Source organism: Cytobacillus sp. Hm23, from assembly GCF_051842895.1.
In the GTDB taxonomy this organism is placed as follows: domain Bacteria; phylum Bacillota; class Bacilli; order Bacillales; family SM2101; genus Nanhaiella.
This window is the reverse complement of the sequence record NZ_JBPXRQ010000025.1, coordinates 15324-30414: the sequence shown is the minus strand read 5'-3', so window position 1 is coordinate 30414 and position 15091 is coordinate 15324. Positions and strand designations below refer to the sequence as shown.

The window sequence follows — 15091 nt, the reverse complement described above, 5'->3', positions numbered from 1 at the left end:
TGCGTGGAAATTAGTCTTTGTATGATTGTAAAAAATGAAGAAGAAGTATTAGATAATTGTCTATCTTCTATAGCCAAATTAATGGATGAAATTATTATTGTGGATACTGGATCATCAGATCGAACCAAGGAAATTGCAATGAAGTATACTGATAAGGTTTATGACTTTGAATGGATAGATGATTTTTCAAAAGCTCGAAATTACTCTTTCTCCAAAGCAACGAAAGATTATATTATGTGGCTTGATGCTGATGATATTGTACCAATTGAAAGTCAACGGAAGATTGATGAGGTAAAGGAGAACCTCCTTAAGCTTAACCCTGATGCAATCACGATGGCTTATCAATACAGCTTTGACTCAGAGGGAAGACCTATTTTAACTCTACATCGAAATCGTATTGTGAAGAAGGAATGTAATTTTAAATGGCATGGATACGTTCATGAGCAACTTGAAATTTCAGGTAAAATCATCAAAACAAATATTGTCATAAAACATAAAAGAGTTCGAACAAATTCAAAACGTAATATAAAAATTTACGAGAAAGCACTTGCTACACAAAAGACGTTATCTCCGAGGGACATATTTCTGTATGCAAATGACTGCTTTGATCATAAAAATTATGAGAAAGCTATTGAATTGTATGACACCTTTTTGACCTTGAAAAACCAAGAAAAAGAATTTCGTAATTATGCTATTTGGAAACTTGCTGACATCTATATTAATCTTAAAGAATATGATAAAGCAATTGACTATTGTTTCGCATCTTTTAAGATGGATTCTCCTAGAGCTGAAATTTGTTGTAGGTTAGCATATTGCTTTCAAGTAAATAAGGAAATTACGCAGGCAATAAGTTGGTATAAAATAGCCACCAATCTTGAAAAACCAGATCTGCAAGATCACAATACAATTTTTCAAGAACATTGTTACACATGGATTCCTCACCTTGAATTATGTAGCTGCTATATTTATTTAGAAGACTATACAGAAGCGAAATTGCACAACGATTTAGCAGCAAAATATGTTCCTGACAGTTCTTTAGTAAAATCATACAATCAGTTCTTTAAAAACTTGAATGTCTAAAGAGGTACCTGAAACGATCATTATCATGAAATGAGAAGGAATATTACTTTTAAAGTTAAGGGAGCTAAGCTACGATATACCGCAAAGTAACCTTGTTATGTAAAACAAAAATAGTTCCAGCTTTTCATTTTTGAAGAAACTGGAACTAATCGACTCACTAATCATTGAGTTTCTTTGATCATTTAGACAATTGACAGTTGCATATTTAAGTAGTCAGACATTCACTGAATAAAAGGAACATGTTTACATCTTAAAACTTGAAAGGAGTGTAATTGAATGTCTGATTGTAGGTGTAAGGGAAAAGGAAACAATGAATTATTTTGTAAATGTGAAAATACACCTATCACTTTCACAAGCGTTAATGTTGGAGTAGATCCAATACCCTTAATAACGTTGACAACAGATAATCTATTGGTTACTGAAAAGGATTGGGTTGCAAAAATTGATTCAATGCTTGTCATACAAGCTGATGCGACAAGCCCCTTGTTTGTAAATTATGAAGTTGCACGTATTACAGGGAATACCACAAATATATTGTGTACGTACACTTTAAACGAAAATCGGAATGGGCAATATACACTTACCCCTAACAATACTGTCTGTGATGAACCAGGAGTAGGATGCCATAAGTATCGTTTATTTATCTCAGGTCTTCCCCCACAAGGAACACTTAATTTTACTTGCAGGTGCATCAATGTAACTACTTTTCAAAAAGGTAAGTAAACATAAGAAATGCCCTACTCTATTCATAGAGTGGGGCTGTTTTCATGTCGTCATGCAGGTGCATTACATATTATGTTTTCTTAATTTGTTCGTGCATTCAATGAGAAAAATAGTTGTTCAACACAATTTCTATTGTGGTTACTAACTTCAAAGTTTACGTAAGATTTATTGAAAGATTTTTTTATAGTAACTAAGAGTTGGTACTAAACTATTAGAACTATATATTTCTTCAAGTTCGTGTCTAGTCACCCATTTAATATCACTCACTTCACTTTCCTGAAGTACGGTTTCTGTAATATCAAAGCTTTGCTTAAATAACCATATATCATAAATATCATTATTTACATCACATCGTTCACTTTTAATCATTTTCCCGTTAGATCTAGACAATTTAATCCCTATTTCTTCATTTACTTCTCGCACCGCACCATCTAGACTATTTTCACCTACTAAAATAGATCCTGCTGAACATTCCCATAGATTAGGATGGAATTTTTTATCGTGATGTCTTTTTGTTAGAAGTATCTCACCTTTTCTATTCATAATCCAAACATGAACAACAATATGAAAATCACCTTCTGCTAACGGAACTCCACGTTCATGAATCCTATTTTTTTTATTTCTATTCTTATCATACACATCCCATAGCTCCACCATGTTTCCTCCTCGCATATTCTTTGCACATCGGACTATCTAACAGAATTACTTTGTATCACTTTTGTTTTAAAAAAGAGCGTTGATACGCCTGGCATCAACGCCTATTCTTCTACGGCTTCAAATAGTTCTTCAATAGTAACGTCTAATGCTCTTGATATTGCGAAAAGGTGTTTAGCTTCAAACCTGGAATTTCTATCAAACCTGGAGATTGTAGCCTGAGTAACACCCGATAGATCCGCTAATTCCCTTTGTGTCATGTTTCTTTCTTTTAATATTTTTGACAGTTTGGACTTAAATTCCTGCATTTTATTTATCTCCTTTTTTGGCTAGGCTTACTACTAATGCAGCTACAGCTATGATACCAGCTACAGCCGTGATTGCTATAAGAAGAACATTCATGCTCTTTATCCTCCTTCCAATTTGTGTTATATTGGAAGTGAGTAAGAGGAGGGCTATCCTCTCACTCACTAGGTGAACTATTTAGTTCGTTTGATGTTTATTACCGCAGTGATTAGGTTCGTAACGGCTATTACTAAGTTGATTACTGCGGTAACTATTAGAAGCTTTGTCATGTTATCACCTCCCCTTTCTTTATACTCTTATTATACCATATCGCATCACGTATAACAAGTATAAAATGGTAGTTTTTTTAGTATTTGGTAATATTTTTTATTTATATTAAAATTCCCTCTTTTACTAGTGTTTCTCAGACGCTCTCAGACAAAATTATCTTTTCCTGTATGTACTATATTATAAATAACTGCAAAATAAAAAACCCTTCACTCCGAAGAGTAAAGGTAATGAAGTTGGAAATTCCCATCCAGTAACAAATTATGAAGTTTCTCCATCAATTGTGTGGACAGGACACTAGAAAATTTTATTTTTTCTTTTACTAAACGAACATACTTTCGTATATAATAAGTACTGAGGTGATACGTTTGAAAGATAGAGGAATTATGAAATGGATGCCTGCATTTATACAGCCCGAACAAATGAAGATGATGAAAGAAGCTCAGGCTGATTATTATAAGGTAGAAAAACCTGTCTTAGATGAGCATGAAATAGAAGAAATCAATAGCACAATCCTGGAGGCTATGGAATTTACACAAGAAGTGACTGTGACATATTTTGAAAATGGTTCTTTCAAGCCGTGTATGGGATATATTCATTTTTTGGATCAACTCAATAAGCATATTAGGGTAATGGATAAATTTGAGGAAGTGCATAGAATTAAATTTGAGGACATTATAAACGTACAAATAATATAACAGCCCTGCAAAGCATGTAGGGCTGTTTTTTCGTGGAAGTCATTCGTGGTGTATTTTATATTATGCAATTGTTATTTTGTGTATGCGTTTTTCAAAGGACGGCCAACCATTATAGCATTCAAAAACGCTATATCATTAACGGTTATGTCACCTTTTTTGGCTTTCTTTTCCCACTTATCGCTAGTTAGAATGCCTTGTTCTCTTGCTATTTCATAAGTCTCAGCTAACTCGTCATATTGCCATTGTGCCAGCTTCATTTCTTCTTCCTCCTGCTTCGGTTTATATAATTCTGTTTCAATAGCTTTTATAAAAGCACCCCAACGCCCTTCACCTAAAATACGATGAGGACAAAATTTTCCTGACCAATCACGGTGCTTTTTAACTTTTTCGATGCCCCAGTTTCTCTCCTTAAGTAGTTGAGCAACAAACTTTACTGTCAATGCTTCTGCTTTTCTATAACGTTCTCCGCCACTTTGGGAATAGCAAATTTCAATTCCAATTGATGAACGATTACCTTTCCCATATCTACCGTCTCCACAATGCCAGGCATTGAGATTAACAGGGATGCCTTGAATAACTTCTTTATCATCAATCGCATAATGGTATGACACTTCATTACTGTTACCAATCATGTACTTTATTTCATTTTCTGCAGGAGCATCATTTGCAGTATTATGAATTGTAATGTAGTCAGCATCCATGATATAAGGACATTTTATTTTGTGCTTATTTGGTGTAACAAGCATTTGACGGACAGGTATCATTTTTGCTCACCGTCTTTTTCTTTTAATACTTCTACGCCTTTTCTAAGCACATTTGGTACAGGTACACCGATTCTTCCAGCGTTTTCAATAATTGATAGTAGTTCATTTGCTAAATAAAAGAAGATGGTAGCATCACGGATAATAGATCCGTTGCCAATTGCTAAATCTACCTGGTATGCAACAGCAACAATTACAAAGATCATTACTTTTCTTGCTATTCCAATGAAGCCCGTTTTACTTTTCAAATTATCTTCAATTCGTGCAGCAATCATCCCACTAATATAGTCAACAATTACAAATACTAATAGGACAATAAACAATTTTGACCAACCCCCTACTAAGAATCCTAAAGCTCCCCCTATTGCTGTTGCACCTGTTTTAAGAAACAAATCTAATCTTTCCATAATTTTTCTCCTTTCCATAATAAAAAGCCCTTGTGACAGGGCTTGAATTTTTCGTTAGTAAACATAATGGGTATTGTGTCTAATAAAAATAGGATGAGCCTAAGCCCACCTTATCCAGCAAAATCTTCATTTGTTATTGTTTTAAACTCTTCCTCTGTGATTTCACCAAACTGATTTGATTCAGTTCTAACCACTAACCGTAATTGATCAATTGAAACCCATTTCTGATTGAATGCTAGTTTCCAAAATGCCAACTTACTCACCTCCTTTCAGTTGCATCACTTCGATTTTTAACAATGCAAGCTCTTGACCAAGACTGTTTATTACTGTGTCTTTTTGTATATTTTCAATTTTGGCTAAGGCTAATTGCTCTCCCAATCCAGCTACCTGTTCCTCAACAGTAAAATCATTTTCAAACACCTTTTTTAAAGGTCCGAATGTTCCGTCCGGCAGTCTCTCTCTGCTCATTAATGCCATTAATCAAGCACCCCCGAAATCAAACTAATTGATGGGCTTACATCGACTGAATCACGTTCGAGTGTAAGTTTTAAGATGATATTTTCTTTCTCTGCGTCTGCTTGAAATTTAAGTGTATCTTCAGTTATTTCATCCGTTAACGGTACTGAATCCTCAAGCAACATAAGTTGAAAATCCTCCGGCTCTCCTGTCATTGTCATACTTATTTCAGCATTAATTCTCAAGTCAGGATCACGTTGAATCCATAACAAAACGCCTTTCGCTGTCCCTTTTGGTGCATCGATTTGACACCGTGCAAAAGAAGTCAATAAAGGCGTTTCAATATTTGATTTATTTATAATAAGTGATTTTGTTGTAACAAAGTCATAACCATCAATAGCCTGTATTTGAACTATGTTTTCAGCTTCTGTCAATGCTTCAAGCTTCAAATCAAATGAAAATGTTCCTGCTGGTCCGTTGTGGATCTGGACATATGAACTGCCGTTGAGATTGTATTTTACTTCAAGATTTCCCCCTTCAGGATCTCCTGCTGTTCCAGTGATAGTGATTGTGTCATTATCTATTAGATCCGCCAATTCTTGAAATGAATCAATTGATATAGTTGGAGGACGATTCAACACTACGTAAAATGTTCGATTATCTTCCGTTATACCGCCTTGATCATCTTCAACTGTTACTTTAAGCGTGTGAGCAATACCTTCCTCAAGTTGATCTGTTACAACCGTTTCTCCATCATACAAAACCCCATTTTTTAGTGTGAGAGATTTTGAAAAAGGGAAAGGCATTCCGTTTGATATTTGCGTTTCAATAGCCCTTTCAGTTTGTCCATCAATTTGATAACGAACAATAACAACTTGCCCTACATCTTCGTCAGTTGCTTGACCTTCAATTGTTAGAGTGTCATTTTCGTAAAGTGTGCGATTATCGGTTGTGTTTAGCATTATTGTTGGTACTAAGTTGTTTATAATAGTATAAACATCCGAGTATATCCAATCTGAATAGGAACCTGAGTTACTAGTTCTAATTCTGAATTGAATACTTTCCATAGTCTTACTCGTACCTAACGGAAAATCATCGGATGTATCAATTACGTTATGTGAAGTCGTTATAAAGTCTCCGTTTTCTATGCCTTCATTTATTGCATACTCTAAGTAATACGTTTGATTGCCGTTATCCTCAGAAGAAGCACCCCATGCCAATGGTACAACTTCATTAATACCACCCCTAAACGTTGAATTCGCAGGAGGGCTTGTAAAAGGTGCAGGAGGGGCTGCGCTTTCGTTTACTCGGCTACCTTTAACATACCAATAATTATCAGTGTGTTTTCCGTTGGATGGGTATGCCTCATCTTCTGCAATGATCCCACTTTGAATTAAAGACCCTTTAATCTCTATTCCTTCGGAGGTGTGTCTTTTTGCTCTATAACCCCCATTAATCCACTCTATTACTTCATATATCCTCCGATAGTAGTCTATTCCGTTTTGGTCAGAACCTGATCTGCTCGAGAATATCAAATCACCTGGTTCACCGCTGTTATAAGGTTTTTGTTTATATTCACCATTTTTTATTTTATACGCTTGATTTAGGCTGTCCCATAGAAAATTATTTTCTACATCCGTATATGCCAGAGTCGAACCAATTGGAAAAAGAATGTGCGTTTCTCCATCTTGAACAGGAGTTTCATACAAGTCTACATTATATTTACTCCAATAATACTTAGGCTTTGTAACTGTATATATTTCGCTCTCTCTGTACGAAGATTCTAAACCTTCGCTATCAACTGCTTTTACCCTCATTCTTAGGGATGTTGCTGTTGGGATTGTGTAAGCAAAACTAGGTGAAGATGTCTGCCCTATTTCTTCATATGGTGCGCCATTTATAGATACTTCCCATTTATATTTTGATAGATTGCCCTCACTATCACTAGCAGCCCAAACTGTAAAACTCCTAAAATCGCCTATTTCTAATTCTTCGTTACTTGTTGGGCCTACAAATGCCTCTGGTGTTGATGGTGCTGTGTTCGCTATGTCTTTTTTAACATACCAATACGCACCATCTACACCATCGTCAGGGTATGTGCCATTCTCTGCTGTAATTGTGTCTTTTAAACTCCCTTTCCATTCGGAATAATTTTCTAAATCATATGTTTCATCTCTATACCATACTTCATTTGATATATTATCCTCTAAAACAGTTCGTTTATATAATGTTGTTGAGTCACTTATATAATATAAAACAGTTCCTGGTTCATCGTTATTTGAAAGGCTGATACAAAATTCTGAACCTGATTTAATAAATTGATAATTGAATACTGCATAATTAGGATAACCACACATTCTATCTTGATAATCTAATGATCTTTCTCTCGTTCGTACTAATACTTCATCATAGTCTCTTTCTAAGTTATATCTTTCATAATTATATAGAACCACCTATATCACCTCATTTACTGAGATTGCAAATGTACCCCATTCACCAAAAGTCAATTTTCCGTTTGAATCTGAGTTACTTCGAGCAAGCACCGCACCCTTTTTATAATCATTCAATATCGCATCTTGTATAGTAATAGTATTTGTGATATCATCAATCGCCGTGATCATGACATCCTCGCTATTTTCATCATCATAAATTGTAACAACCGTAAAATCTTCAAATCCTTCAATGCCATCCAAACTTAAAGATGTAGCTCCTGCAGACACTTCCTCAACCAAAACAGATCTTTCTGTAAGCATGGTGATACGGTTCCCATCACCTTCAAAAGTAACAAAAAAAGCACCACTGTTACCTGGTACCCTCCCGTCAATTTCCATTTGCACCTCTAATTTTTGAATGTCAGAAGCTTGTTGAATAAGCCATTCATAAGCGTTGAAAATTCCATTTTCAATGTTGTTGGCAAACAGCGCCATAAATCTAGTGCCTTCATCTATAACATCACCTGTCATGGGATCAACTATTTCATCCGCCCATATCGTTTTCACATAAGGATTTCCCTCACTCATGCCATCACCTCCTGTGTAATAGGAAATACAATTGAAAAACCGTTTGCTCCTTTTTGATAATCTAATTCTTTTACATACAATTCTCTGCCTTGAATATCAACTAGGGCAGCTCTACTAATCAATCCTGTTTCTATATCAAGATAAACATACTTTCTAAGTGTATTTCCCACTGTTATCGTTCTATGAATTTCTTTTTCTATGACAACACCATCAATAGTGACCTTTGCTTTTCTTACAACACCATCGATATATTTCAATATTTCGCTTAACATTAATTGTTGAATCTCCATTACGCACCTCCAGCTCTAAACCTACCGCATACCGGGTAATTAACCTCAAAAGAATAAGCATTGTCAATTAATTTTAATGAAATATCAATTTTTGCCCCTGGAACACTTGCTGTTGTGAAACGATTCGTAACACGGTAATTAATAGGAAATGTATAAGACTCTCCTAATAAAGCCATATACTCACTAATCAATACAACGGTTGTAGAAATATCGAGGTTTAGTGGTACAATTTTTTCCAACAATATAGATACTTCGTGATAAAAAGAAGCTCTATCAGCTTTGACAAGGGTTTCAAGGTGATAATTGATTACATCCAGTTCTATTTTGTGTTGATCTTCTCCTAGTAACTCTACTAATAGATCCTGGAGATATTGCAAGACATAAGGAGGGTTACTTCTCATGCGATTTAGTAACCTCTTTTTCCTAAAATCAAGTGTTTCTACAGATTTATCTGGAATGATTTTAAACATGGCTTCTCGTCTTTCAATGCCTTTTTCACTTGACGTTAAGATGAATTGATCATTTATAATATCTTCAATCGTTTCTTCTAGTTTCACAAATTGAACCGACTCTGCTTCAGTTAGTTCGTTAAACTCTCTTATATCTTTATAGTAAGATGGTAGATACTCCATTAATATGTTCAAGAGATTACTACACCACCTTTTACGGGTATCTCACTTTCTAAAGTTAAGTTTTCAGCAAGACCATTTAACGTAGTACTCGTTATGTCCACTACACCTTCAATCCCAAGTATACGAGATTCTAAATGGCTAACCCTTATCACTAATGAGTCCTCTTTATTCCACTCTTTACGTATTTCAGCTAGGTAAAGGTCAATGACTTCTTGCACCATGGGCTCAACTTGTCCTAGTGTAACGTTATTTAAAGTCAGTGAGGTGCTAATATCAACTGCAACAGCCTCGACTCCTTCAATTGTTACTGTGTGTCCAATAGGGGCTGTTCCATATCCTTCACCTGTTTCCTCTATAGGATCAACTGTCTCTTGAACTAGGTTAATCAATTCATTTGATGGAGCATTAAACGTGGAATCAATAATAACTGCTTTGACTGTTCCACCTCCAAAAGGTGTACGGTATAACCTCACACCGCCTATACCCTGAACTTTCAAAATCTGCTCTTGATAGTCAGCTCGATTTCCACCAAAGGGCTTTACATCTAAACTATCAACATACTTAGCGTACAAAGATGGATCTGACTCATCATCCTCACCAGGAATTAATACTTCTGATAGTGTTGCATTTCCTAAATTTTGAATTGGCTCAATCGGTAACAAATCACCATAATCTTGATTACCTACAACGCCGGGTGTTTCAGCAATTAATTGATATTCACCATCAATAACTTTCTCGGTCGCTTTATACACAATGTCATTTAATACAAACCTACTATTCAAAGAGATATCTAATGGTTGTGAGTCTTTGTTTGTAAATATTCCTTTTCGTATCGAGTTCGTTGCACGATTCCGATAAACACCATGTTCACCTACACGCCTTTCTAAATAATTTCCATCTGCAGTATCTGCAAATGTTAGCCTCAAAAGGGTATCCAACTCAGCATATGTTTCCGCTAGTTTCATGGCTGCTGGCGCAAGAGCATCATAAATAACTGAACCTTCAAGTTTATCTACATCATCTGGAACTTCGTCCAACATTTCTTGAAGAATAACTTTGAACGTTTTATGTTCATACATTAGGAATCCCCTCCCTTAACACCTCGACATCACCATATATGGTGATTGCTATGAAACTAACAAACGCTTCATCCTTTACAAATTCAAGCTTAAAATTAAGTAGAGAAGTAATCCGTTCATCTTGTAATAATGCTTCTTTTATTCTTCTTGGAAGTTCACCAGATACAAATAACCTTTCATGACCAATCATGTTTTCAAATCCGTAGTCATCTGAATAGATTAAGTGAGCAAAGCGTTTTGTACCAAGTACTTTATATATTGCTTGTTCCATCGCTTCCTTTCCCTCAACCATCCCCGAACAACGACCACTTTCGAAATTAAGCTTGTATGTTTTTGTTGGTAAAGATGAGGTATCAATCACTCTAGTATTTTCGTTTAGTGTAAAACCACCGCTTGGAAGAACCATCACTCCACCACCTTATCTAGCACAACAAATTTATGCCCACCTTGAACCCTAAGCAACACTACTTTGTCATTAATCTTTAACCCTGTACGAATAGGCGTTGTTGTTAATTTGCCCGTTAATGCCTTTGTCGTGACTCCAGTGTCACAAGTATGATCATGCTCTAAATCCACTTCATAACGTGTCACACGCTCCGTAAGGACAAGAAATTCTGTTGTGAGCTTCAATTTTTGATGAATTTCAATTTCTAGTGGGGATGTATTTACTACTACCCCAAACAAGACATTTACAGGGTTGGTTGCATTCATCGCATCAATTGCTGCTGCTTTAATATGATCTAACACCTCATATCACCTTCATTTTTAACTTCATTGTGTGCACCCCTTCACTCCAATCGTGCTTACATTCGTCCACCATGAAATACTCTTTAAACCCAAGTTTTTCAATATATAGGTACACCATGCGCCCTGCACGTACTTTCCAATCCCCTAAGCTTGATATGTTTAGCTTTTTAGTTTCTTTATTCTGCAGAGCAATGATTTGATTGGCTAAATCTTTAATTTGCTCAGGTTCCATATTTGCATCTACTTTACGAAACTTTTGAAGCCTTCCCCACTTTGCAATATTTGCTGAATCTTGAACAATATAAACCTCTCTTTTGCCTGTATCATCGTTATCATGCACAAGCTTTACCCGGTTATATGTCTCTTTATCTATTGATTTTTCGTAATCAAAATCAAAAAGCAGACTTTCTTCTCCAATGTAGAAGTCATCTGCTTGAATGGCCATGTTATTAATATTTTTTAATGTGAGTGAACCAAAGTCATCAAATAAGACAAAGTTCTGGTTTGTTGCTATCAACGTAGAATCAAGATATTTTGTCGCTACATCCAGAGCTTGCTTATCATCCTCAACAATGCCTGGTACAATATAGCCTGTATCTTCAAATGTTCCAACCTTAAGTCCAAATTCAGAAGCGATTTTCTTAATCGCTTGGGATGCTGATAGAGCCGGAAGAACAAAGGTGTCATTGTTCATCAAGTACCTGAGTTGATCATAACCCGTAATAGACACTTCACCATTTCTTGTACTCCCTCCGCTGAATATGAAGCCGTAAAATATGTTATGTGGCTCATCTTTTACTCGTATTACTGCTCCGCTATCTATCGGGTAATCAAGAGGGTTATCGATGATAAGCTTTGCTTTAAAGACACCAGCTTTCCCGATCCTGTTTGTAGTCCAGGTAAAAGAGGACACGGGCATATCCCATACAACACCGTTTCGGTTGTCAACTAATACTTCCATTAATCGCTCCCCCAACTAGGAGGTATCTTTAGTTTTAATCCAATGGGTAATGTTCTTAGGTCACTATCCTTGATGCCATTCAGTTCCTGTAATTCTTTATAATTAGCCCCGTTACCTGTATATTTTTGAGCGACTTTCCATAAGCTATCACCTTGAATTAAAGAGTAGGTTTGAGGAATAGTTTTGTTATTCTGCCTTGGTGGAGCTTTCTTTTTCACAACCTCTGTCTGTGGTTCCCCATTAATAGCTTCTTTCGTATTTTTTACAATCGTCATTTGCTTTGGTGCAAAGGGTACATACTTTTTGAGTTCTAGTGAGTAATTAACATCCCCACTACCAAACGATTCATCATAACTAAATGACTCAATGGTTACGAGTTCATTAATAGAAAAAGATCCATTCACGTAGATGTACCGTATAGGCGTTTTCTCTACTTGCCATTTTTCTAGTTTCTCAATGTAATAGGTAGGCTCTAGAAAATCTGTTTCAAGGAAATGATAATCTTGTGACGGAAAAAATGAAATAAGAGAAAACTCTTTAAGATCAACGTCTTTTGGTATGTTTACACTACCAAGCTTCGCAATCTTAAATGTTTCTCCATCCCCTGCACTCTTCACATTAACCTTTTCAGGATTCACAGGTAAACGAAAGCCCTCAGAATCATTGTTTGCGCTGAAATAGATTCCGTGCATTATGAATACACTCCTTTAGTGCTTCGGGCTATGTCTTCCTCAATCTTCTTTTCAATGATACTGGCCGTTTTCTCTGCCATTTTATCAATGTCCGCTTCTTCACGAATGATGTTATCACCGTTAAAAGAGACTTGTGGCCTTAGTGTTACAAAGTTTTGTATTGAACGGATATCAGCCAGCTCCCTCAACATTTTGATATCTTCTTCAGCAACATTAATTTCATCATCAATTTTACCTACCTTATCAAGTTTTCCTCCAGTCGGATTGGCTACTTTTTCTAACAGATTATCCGTACCTAGTGGAGAATCTAAGAAAGGGTTCTCCATATCTTCAGGATTACCAAAACCTAATAAATCCTTAGCTTTGTCAACGAATGAATGAATACCATCTGTCATTGATCTTGAGAATGACTGGCCAGCCTCATTTCCTATTGTATAGGCATCATGTAAATTCATTTGGTCTAGTTTCGCCCCACTAAAATCAACAACATCTTCTGTTGATACAGGTTTCATCTGTTCTAATGCATTCATCAATCCTTTGATTTGATTAGATGCTTTGTCCAAGACACCATCCTCAAGTAATGAGACTTCAGGAATAACATCTACACCAGCTATCTTATTAATTGCTTTTATGAGACCGTTAATGCCTCCAAGTACAAAATTGATTGCATCAAACATGATATCGACAAAGTGACTTCCAAAGTCTTCAACAGATACTGCCATATTGTACATGACCTCTAAAAAGTTCATCCCAAGATCATAGAATAGTTTTTTCACAGCATATACAGGATCAATAAAGAGATTGACCATGAATTCAGCAAAGGAAACAAGTGTGTTCCATAAGTAAGCGAATCTGTTGTAAACTTCAGCTACGAGTGTCATAAATAGCCCTGTAATGAATCCTATTACGGCTGCTGTTTGATCTCCCCATGCATAAAGCGCATAGATTGCTAAACCAATCGCACCGACAAACAGGAGTAAAATCCATGTACCAGGAAAAGCATACATGGCTGCATTTAAACCGTGCTGGGCTGCCGTTTGCAAAAAAGTTTTCCCTGCTGCTGCCATAGATACAGCGCCCTGAAAAGCAATAGCTGTATTAAGCGCCCATTGAGAGAGTGCAGTTAACCCCGTAGACACTCGAAGTGCTGCCATGAGGCCAAGATATCCAAATAATGCAGCTCCTGCCATCGCAAGATACGGTGCAATTTCGGACCAATTATCTGTAATTAAACTTCCTATTGCTCCGAGTTCTGTATACCCCCACTCTAGCAAATCAAAAAACATGTTCATACCTGTAATAAAGATATTGACCATCCACATCGCTTGTCCGGCTAATACACCAAAGGCATCTGAGTTTACAAAATCACTAAACCGAATAAATAACGGCTCAAATGATTGTAAAGCCCAACTTTTGAACATTGTCCACCCTTGGGCAAATGTCAAAGGCATGTTTTTAAATTTATCCTCGATATCGTCTGCAGCTTTAAATAAAGCCGACTTAATAACGTCTGCAGTAATGGTTCCTTCAGCTGACATATCCTTAAGGTCACCCATAGACTCACCTGTAGCATCTGCAATAGCTTTGGCGAGTAATGGCGCATTCTCCATGATAGAACGGAACTCGTCCCCTTGTAAGCGTCCTGCTGCCATTGCTTGTGTTAACTGATACATACCAGCCTCACGCTCTTGAGTAGAGGCACCTGATACGGTGAAGGCTTTCCCCATTAATTCACCAAACTTAATCGCTTCATCGTTTCCTGTGAAAGCTTCACCAGCTAAGAGATTCAACTTGGCCACGCTATTGGCTAAATCAACATATCCTGTACGGCTTCTTTGTGCAGCTTGATAGATTTTCTCTTGAAGCTCTTTTTGGGTTTGTAAGCCATCATTAATGTTGGCTAAACGCGCTGAGGTTGAAGTGTAAGTATCTGAAGCACTTACAAAGCTTTGAACTCCGTAAATAATTCCTTGTATAGATAAATACGCTGCTGCTGCACCAGCAAAGGCAGCAAAAAACTTCTTCACAGATGCAGTTGCACTATCAATAGGTCCTGGAAGACTAGTATATTGATGTTGTAGCCTTTGAATACCATTTGTTGCTGCACTACCAGATGCTGATTTTAGCCGCTCTAAGTCCGCTGCTGCTGATTGAATCTCACTTCTTGCCCTTTGCAGTCCTTTTGTATTTACGTTGTCTGTTGCTTTGTCCATTTTTTCCATGATGCTAATGGTTTTATCCATTGCTCTCATCATACGTGTGAGAGGACCCGTTAAACGGTCCTCTAGGGTAAGCGTTGTTTGTGCACCTGACATTCC

General features: G+C 36.5%; 18 protein-coding genes and 1 pseudogene. 3 read left to right on the top strand and 16 right to left on the bottom strand.

Annotated features, from left to right (window positions below; translation table 11 throughout):
* Positions 1-3: 3 nt before the first annotated feature.
* Both ACSVDA_RS15600 and ACSVDA_RS15595 read left to right on the top strand, forming a co-directional pair.
* Entirely contained in the window at positions 4-1080 is a 1077-nt protein-coding gene (locus ACSVDA_RS15600) for a glycosyltransferase (protein WP_485884348.1), read from the top strand.
* Positions 1081-1356: 276 nt separating this feature from the next.
* Positions 1357-1803: a hypothetical protein gene (locus tag ACSVDA_RS15595; RefSeq protein WP_485884347.1), complete on the top strand. Its 447-nt coding sequence runs from the start codon at positions 1357-1359 to the stop codon at positions 1801-1803.
* A 165-nt stretch (positions 1804-1968) separates the two neighbouring features.
* On the opposite strand, the gene ACSVDA_RS15590 is transcribed toward ACSVDA_RS15595, so the two are convergent.
* Positions 1969-2457, bottom strand: a complete 489-nt coding sequence (locus tag ACSVDA_RS15590; RefSeq protein ID WP_485884346.1) for an NUDIX hydrolase — start codon at positions 2455-2457, stop codon at positions 1969-1971.
* A 104-nt stretch (positions 2458-2561) separates the two neighbouring features.
* Positions 2562-2765 carry a helix-turn-helix domain-containing protein gene (locus ACSVDA_RS15585; protein ID WP_485884345.1) on the bottom strand — a complete coding sequence of 68 codons (204 nt, stop codon included), beginning with the start codon at positions 2763-2765 and terminating at the stop codon, positions 2562-2564.
* A 633-nt stretch (positions 2766-3398) separates the two neighbouring features.
* Here ACSVDA_RS15585 and ACSVDA_RS15580 point away from each other — a divergent pair.
* Positions 3399-3728: a YolD-like family protein gene (locus ACSVDA_RS15580; protein WP_485884344.1), complete on the top strand. Its 330-nt coding sequence runs from the start codon at positions 3399-3401 to the stop codon at positions 3726-3728.
* A 284-nt stretch (positions 3729-4012) separates the two neighbouring features.
* Here the strand turns inward: ACSVDA_RS15580 and ACSVDA_RS15575 are convergent.
* The 14 genes and pseudogenes from ACSVDA_RS15575 to ACSVDA_RS15510 form a co-directional block, all read right to left on the bottom strand.
* Positions 4013-4492 (bottom strand): annotated as a pseudogene (locus ACSVDA_RS15575) (peptidoglycan recognition protein family protein); the annotation flags it as partial.
* Positions 4489-4896: a phage holin family protein gene (locus tag ACSVDA_RS15570; protein WP_485884343.1), complete on the bottom strand. Its 408-nt coding sequence runs from the start codon at positions 4894-4896 to the stop codon at positions 4489-4491. The gene ACSVDA_RS15570 and the pseudogene ACSVDA_RS15575, both read right to left, overlap by 4 nt.
* Positions 4897-5006: 110 nt before the next feature.
* A complete protein-coding gene (locus ACSVDA_RS15565; protein ID WP_485884342.1) occupies positions 5007-5150 on the bottom strand; it encodes an XkdX family protein in 144 nt (47 codons plus the stop codon).
* Between the two features lies 1 nt (position 5151).
* Positions 5152-5373, bottom strand: coding sequence for a hypothetical protein (locus ACSVDA_RS15560; RefSeq protein ID WP_485884341.1), 222 nt, complete (start codon positions 5371-5373; stop codon positions 5152-5154).
* Positions 5373-7805 carry a hypothetical protein gene (locus ACSVDA_RS15555; protein WP_485884340.1) on the bottom strand — a complete coding sequence of 811 codons (2433 nt, stop codon included), beginning with the start codon at positions 7803-7805 and terminating at the stop codon, positions 5373-5375. The genes ACSVDA_RS15560 and ACSVDA_RS15555 overlap by 1 nt, the downstream gene beginning before the upstream one ends.
* Positions 7806-8372 (bottom strand): hypothetical protein, encoded by a 567-nt coding sequence (locus ACSVDA_RS15550; RefSeq protein WP_485884339.1) that lies wholly within the window; start codon positions 8370-8372, stop codon positions 7806-7808. It lies immediately after the preceding gene.
* A complete protein-coding gene (locus ACSVDA_RS15545) occupies positions 8369-8662 on the bottom strand; it encodes a hypothetical protein (RefSeq protein ID WP_485884338.1) in 294 nt (97 codons plus the stop codon). Before ACSVDA_RS15545 ends, ACSVDA_RS15550 begins: the two co-directional genes overlap by 4 nt.
* Positions 8662-9294 (bottom strand): putative phage tail protein, encoded by a 633-nt coding sequence (locus ACSVDA_RS15540; protein ID WP_485884337.1) that lies wholly within the window; start codon positions 9292-9294, stop codon positions 8662-8664. The genes ACSVDA_RS15545 and ACSVDA_RS15540 overlap by 1 nt, the downstream gene beginning before the upstream one ends.
* A gap of 8 nt (positions 9295-9302) precedes the next feature.
* Positions 9303-10373 carry a baseplate J/gp47 family protein gene (locus ACSVDA_RS15535; RefSeq protein WP_485884336.1) on the bottom strand — a complete coding sequence of 357 codons (1071 nt, stop codon included), beginning with the start codon at positions 10371-10373 and terminating at the stop codon, positions 9303-9305.
* Entirely contained in the window at positions 10366-10779 is a 414-nt protein-coding gene (locus ACSVDA_RS15530; RefSeq protein WP_485884335.1) for a DUF2634 domain-containing protein, read from the bottom strand. Before ACSVDA_RS15530 ends, ACSVDA_RS15535 begins: the two co-directional genes overlap by 8 nt.
* Positions 10779-11120 carry a DUF2577 domain-containing protein gene (locus tag ACSVDA_RS15525; RefSeq protein ID WP_485884334.1) on the bottom strand — a complete coding sequence of 114 codons (342 nt, stop codon included), beginning with the start codon at positions 11118-11120 and terminating at the stop codon, positions 10779-10781. Before ACSVDA_RS15525 ends, ACSVDA_RS15530 begins: the two co-directional genes overlap by 1 nt.
* Before the next feature lies 1 nt (position 11121).
* Positions 11122-12081 carry an XkdQ/YqbQ family protein gene (locus tag ACSVDA_RS15520; RefSeq protein ID WP_485884333.1) on the bottom strand — a complete coding sequence of 320 codons (960 nt, stop codon included), beginning with the start codon at positions 12079-12081 and terminating at the stop codon, positions 11122-11124.
* Positions 12081-12773 carry a LysM peptidoglycan-binding domain-containing protein gene (locus ACSVDA_RS15515; protein ID WP_485884332.1) on the bottom strand — a complete coding sequence of 231 codons (693 nt, stop codon included), beginning with the start codon at positions 12771-12773 and terminating at the stop codon, positions 12081-12083. The genes ACSVDA_RS15520 and ACSVDA_RS15515 overlap by 1 nt, the downstream gene beginning before the upstream one ends.
* A complete protein-coding gene (locus ACSVDA_RS15510; RefSeq protein WP_485884331.1) occupies positions 12773-15088 on the bottom strand; it encodes a tape measure protein in 2316 nt (771 codons plus the stop codon). Before ACSVDA_RS15510 ends, ACSVDA_RS15515 begins: the two co-directional genes overlap by 1 nt.
* Positions 15089-15091: the final 3 nt, after the last annotated feature.

Bases quoted from the DNA above. Each gene is read 5' to 3' on its own strand.
- ACSVDA_RS15530 (WP_485884335.1), bottom strand. From the start codon at position 10,779: ATGGTTCTTCCAAGCGGTGGTTTTACACTAAACGAAAATACTAGAGTG.
- ACSVDA_RS15560 (WP_485884341.1), bottom strand. From the start codon at position 5,373: ATGGCATTAATGAGCAGAGAGAGACTGCCGGACGGAACATTCGGACCT.
- ACSVDA_RS15520 (WP_485884333.1), bottom strand. From the start codon at position 12,081: ATGGAAGTATTAGTTGACAACCGAAACGGTGTTGTATGGGATATGCCC.
- ACSVDA_RS15595 (WP_485884347.1), top strand. From the start codon at position 1,357: ATGTCTGATTGTAGGTGTAAGGGAAAAGGAAACAATGAATTATTTTGT.
- ACSVDA_RS15535 (WP_485884336.1), bottom strand. From the start codon at position 10,373: ATGTATGAACATAAAACGTTCAAAGTTATTCTTCAAGAAATGTTGGAC.
- ACSVDA_RS15515 (WP_485884332.1), bottom strand. From the start codon at position 12,773: ATGCACGGAATCTATTTCAGCGCAAACAATGATTCTGAGGGCTTTCGT.
- ACSVDA_RS15570 (WP_485884343.1), bottom strand. From the start codon at position 4,896: ATGGAAAGATTAGATTTGTTTCTTAAAACAGGTGCAACAGCAATAGGG.
- ACSVDA_RS15585 (WP_485884345.1), bottom strand. From the start codon at position 2,765: ATGCAGGAATTTAAGTCCAAACTGTCAAAAATATTAAAAGAAAGAAAC.
- ACSVDA_RS15540 (WP_485884337.1), bottom strand. From the start codon at position 9,294: ATGGAGTATCTACCATCTTACTATAAAGATATAAGAGAGTTTAACGAA.
- ACSVDA_RS15550 (WP_485884339.1), bottom strand. From the start codon at position 8,372: ATGAGTGAGGGAAATCCTTATGTGAAAACGATATGGGCGGATGAAATA.
- ACSVDA_RS15545 (WP_485884338.1), bottom strand. From the start codon at position 8,662: ATGGAGATTCAACAATTAATGTTAAGCGAAATATTGAAATATATCGAT.
- ACSVDA_RS15510 (WP_485884331.1), bottom strand. From the start codon at position 15,088: ATGTCAGGTGCACAAACAACGCTTACCCTAGAGGACCGTTTAACGGGT.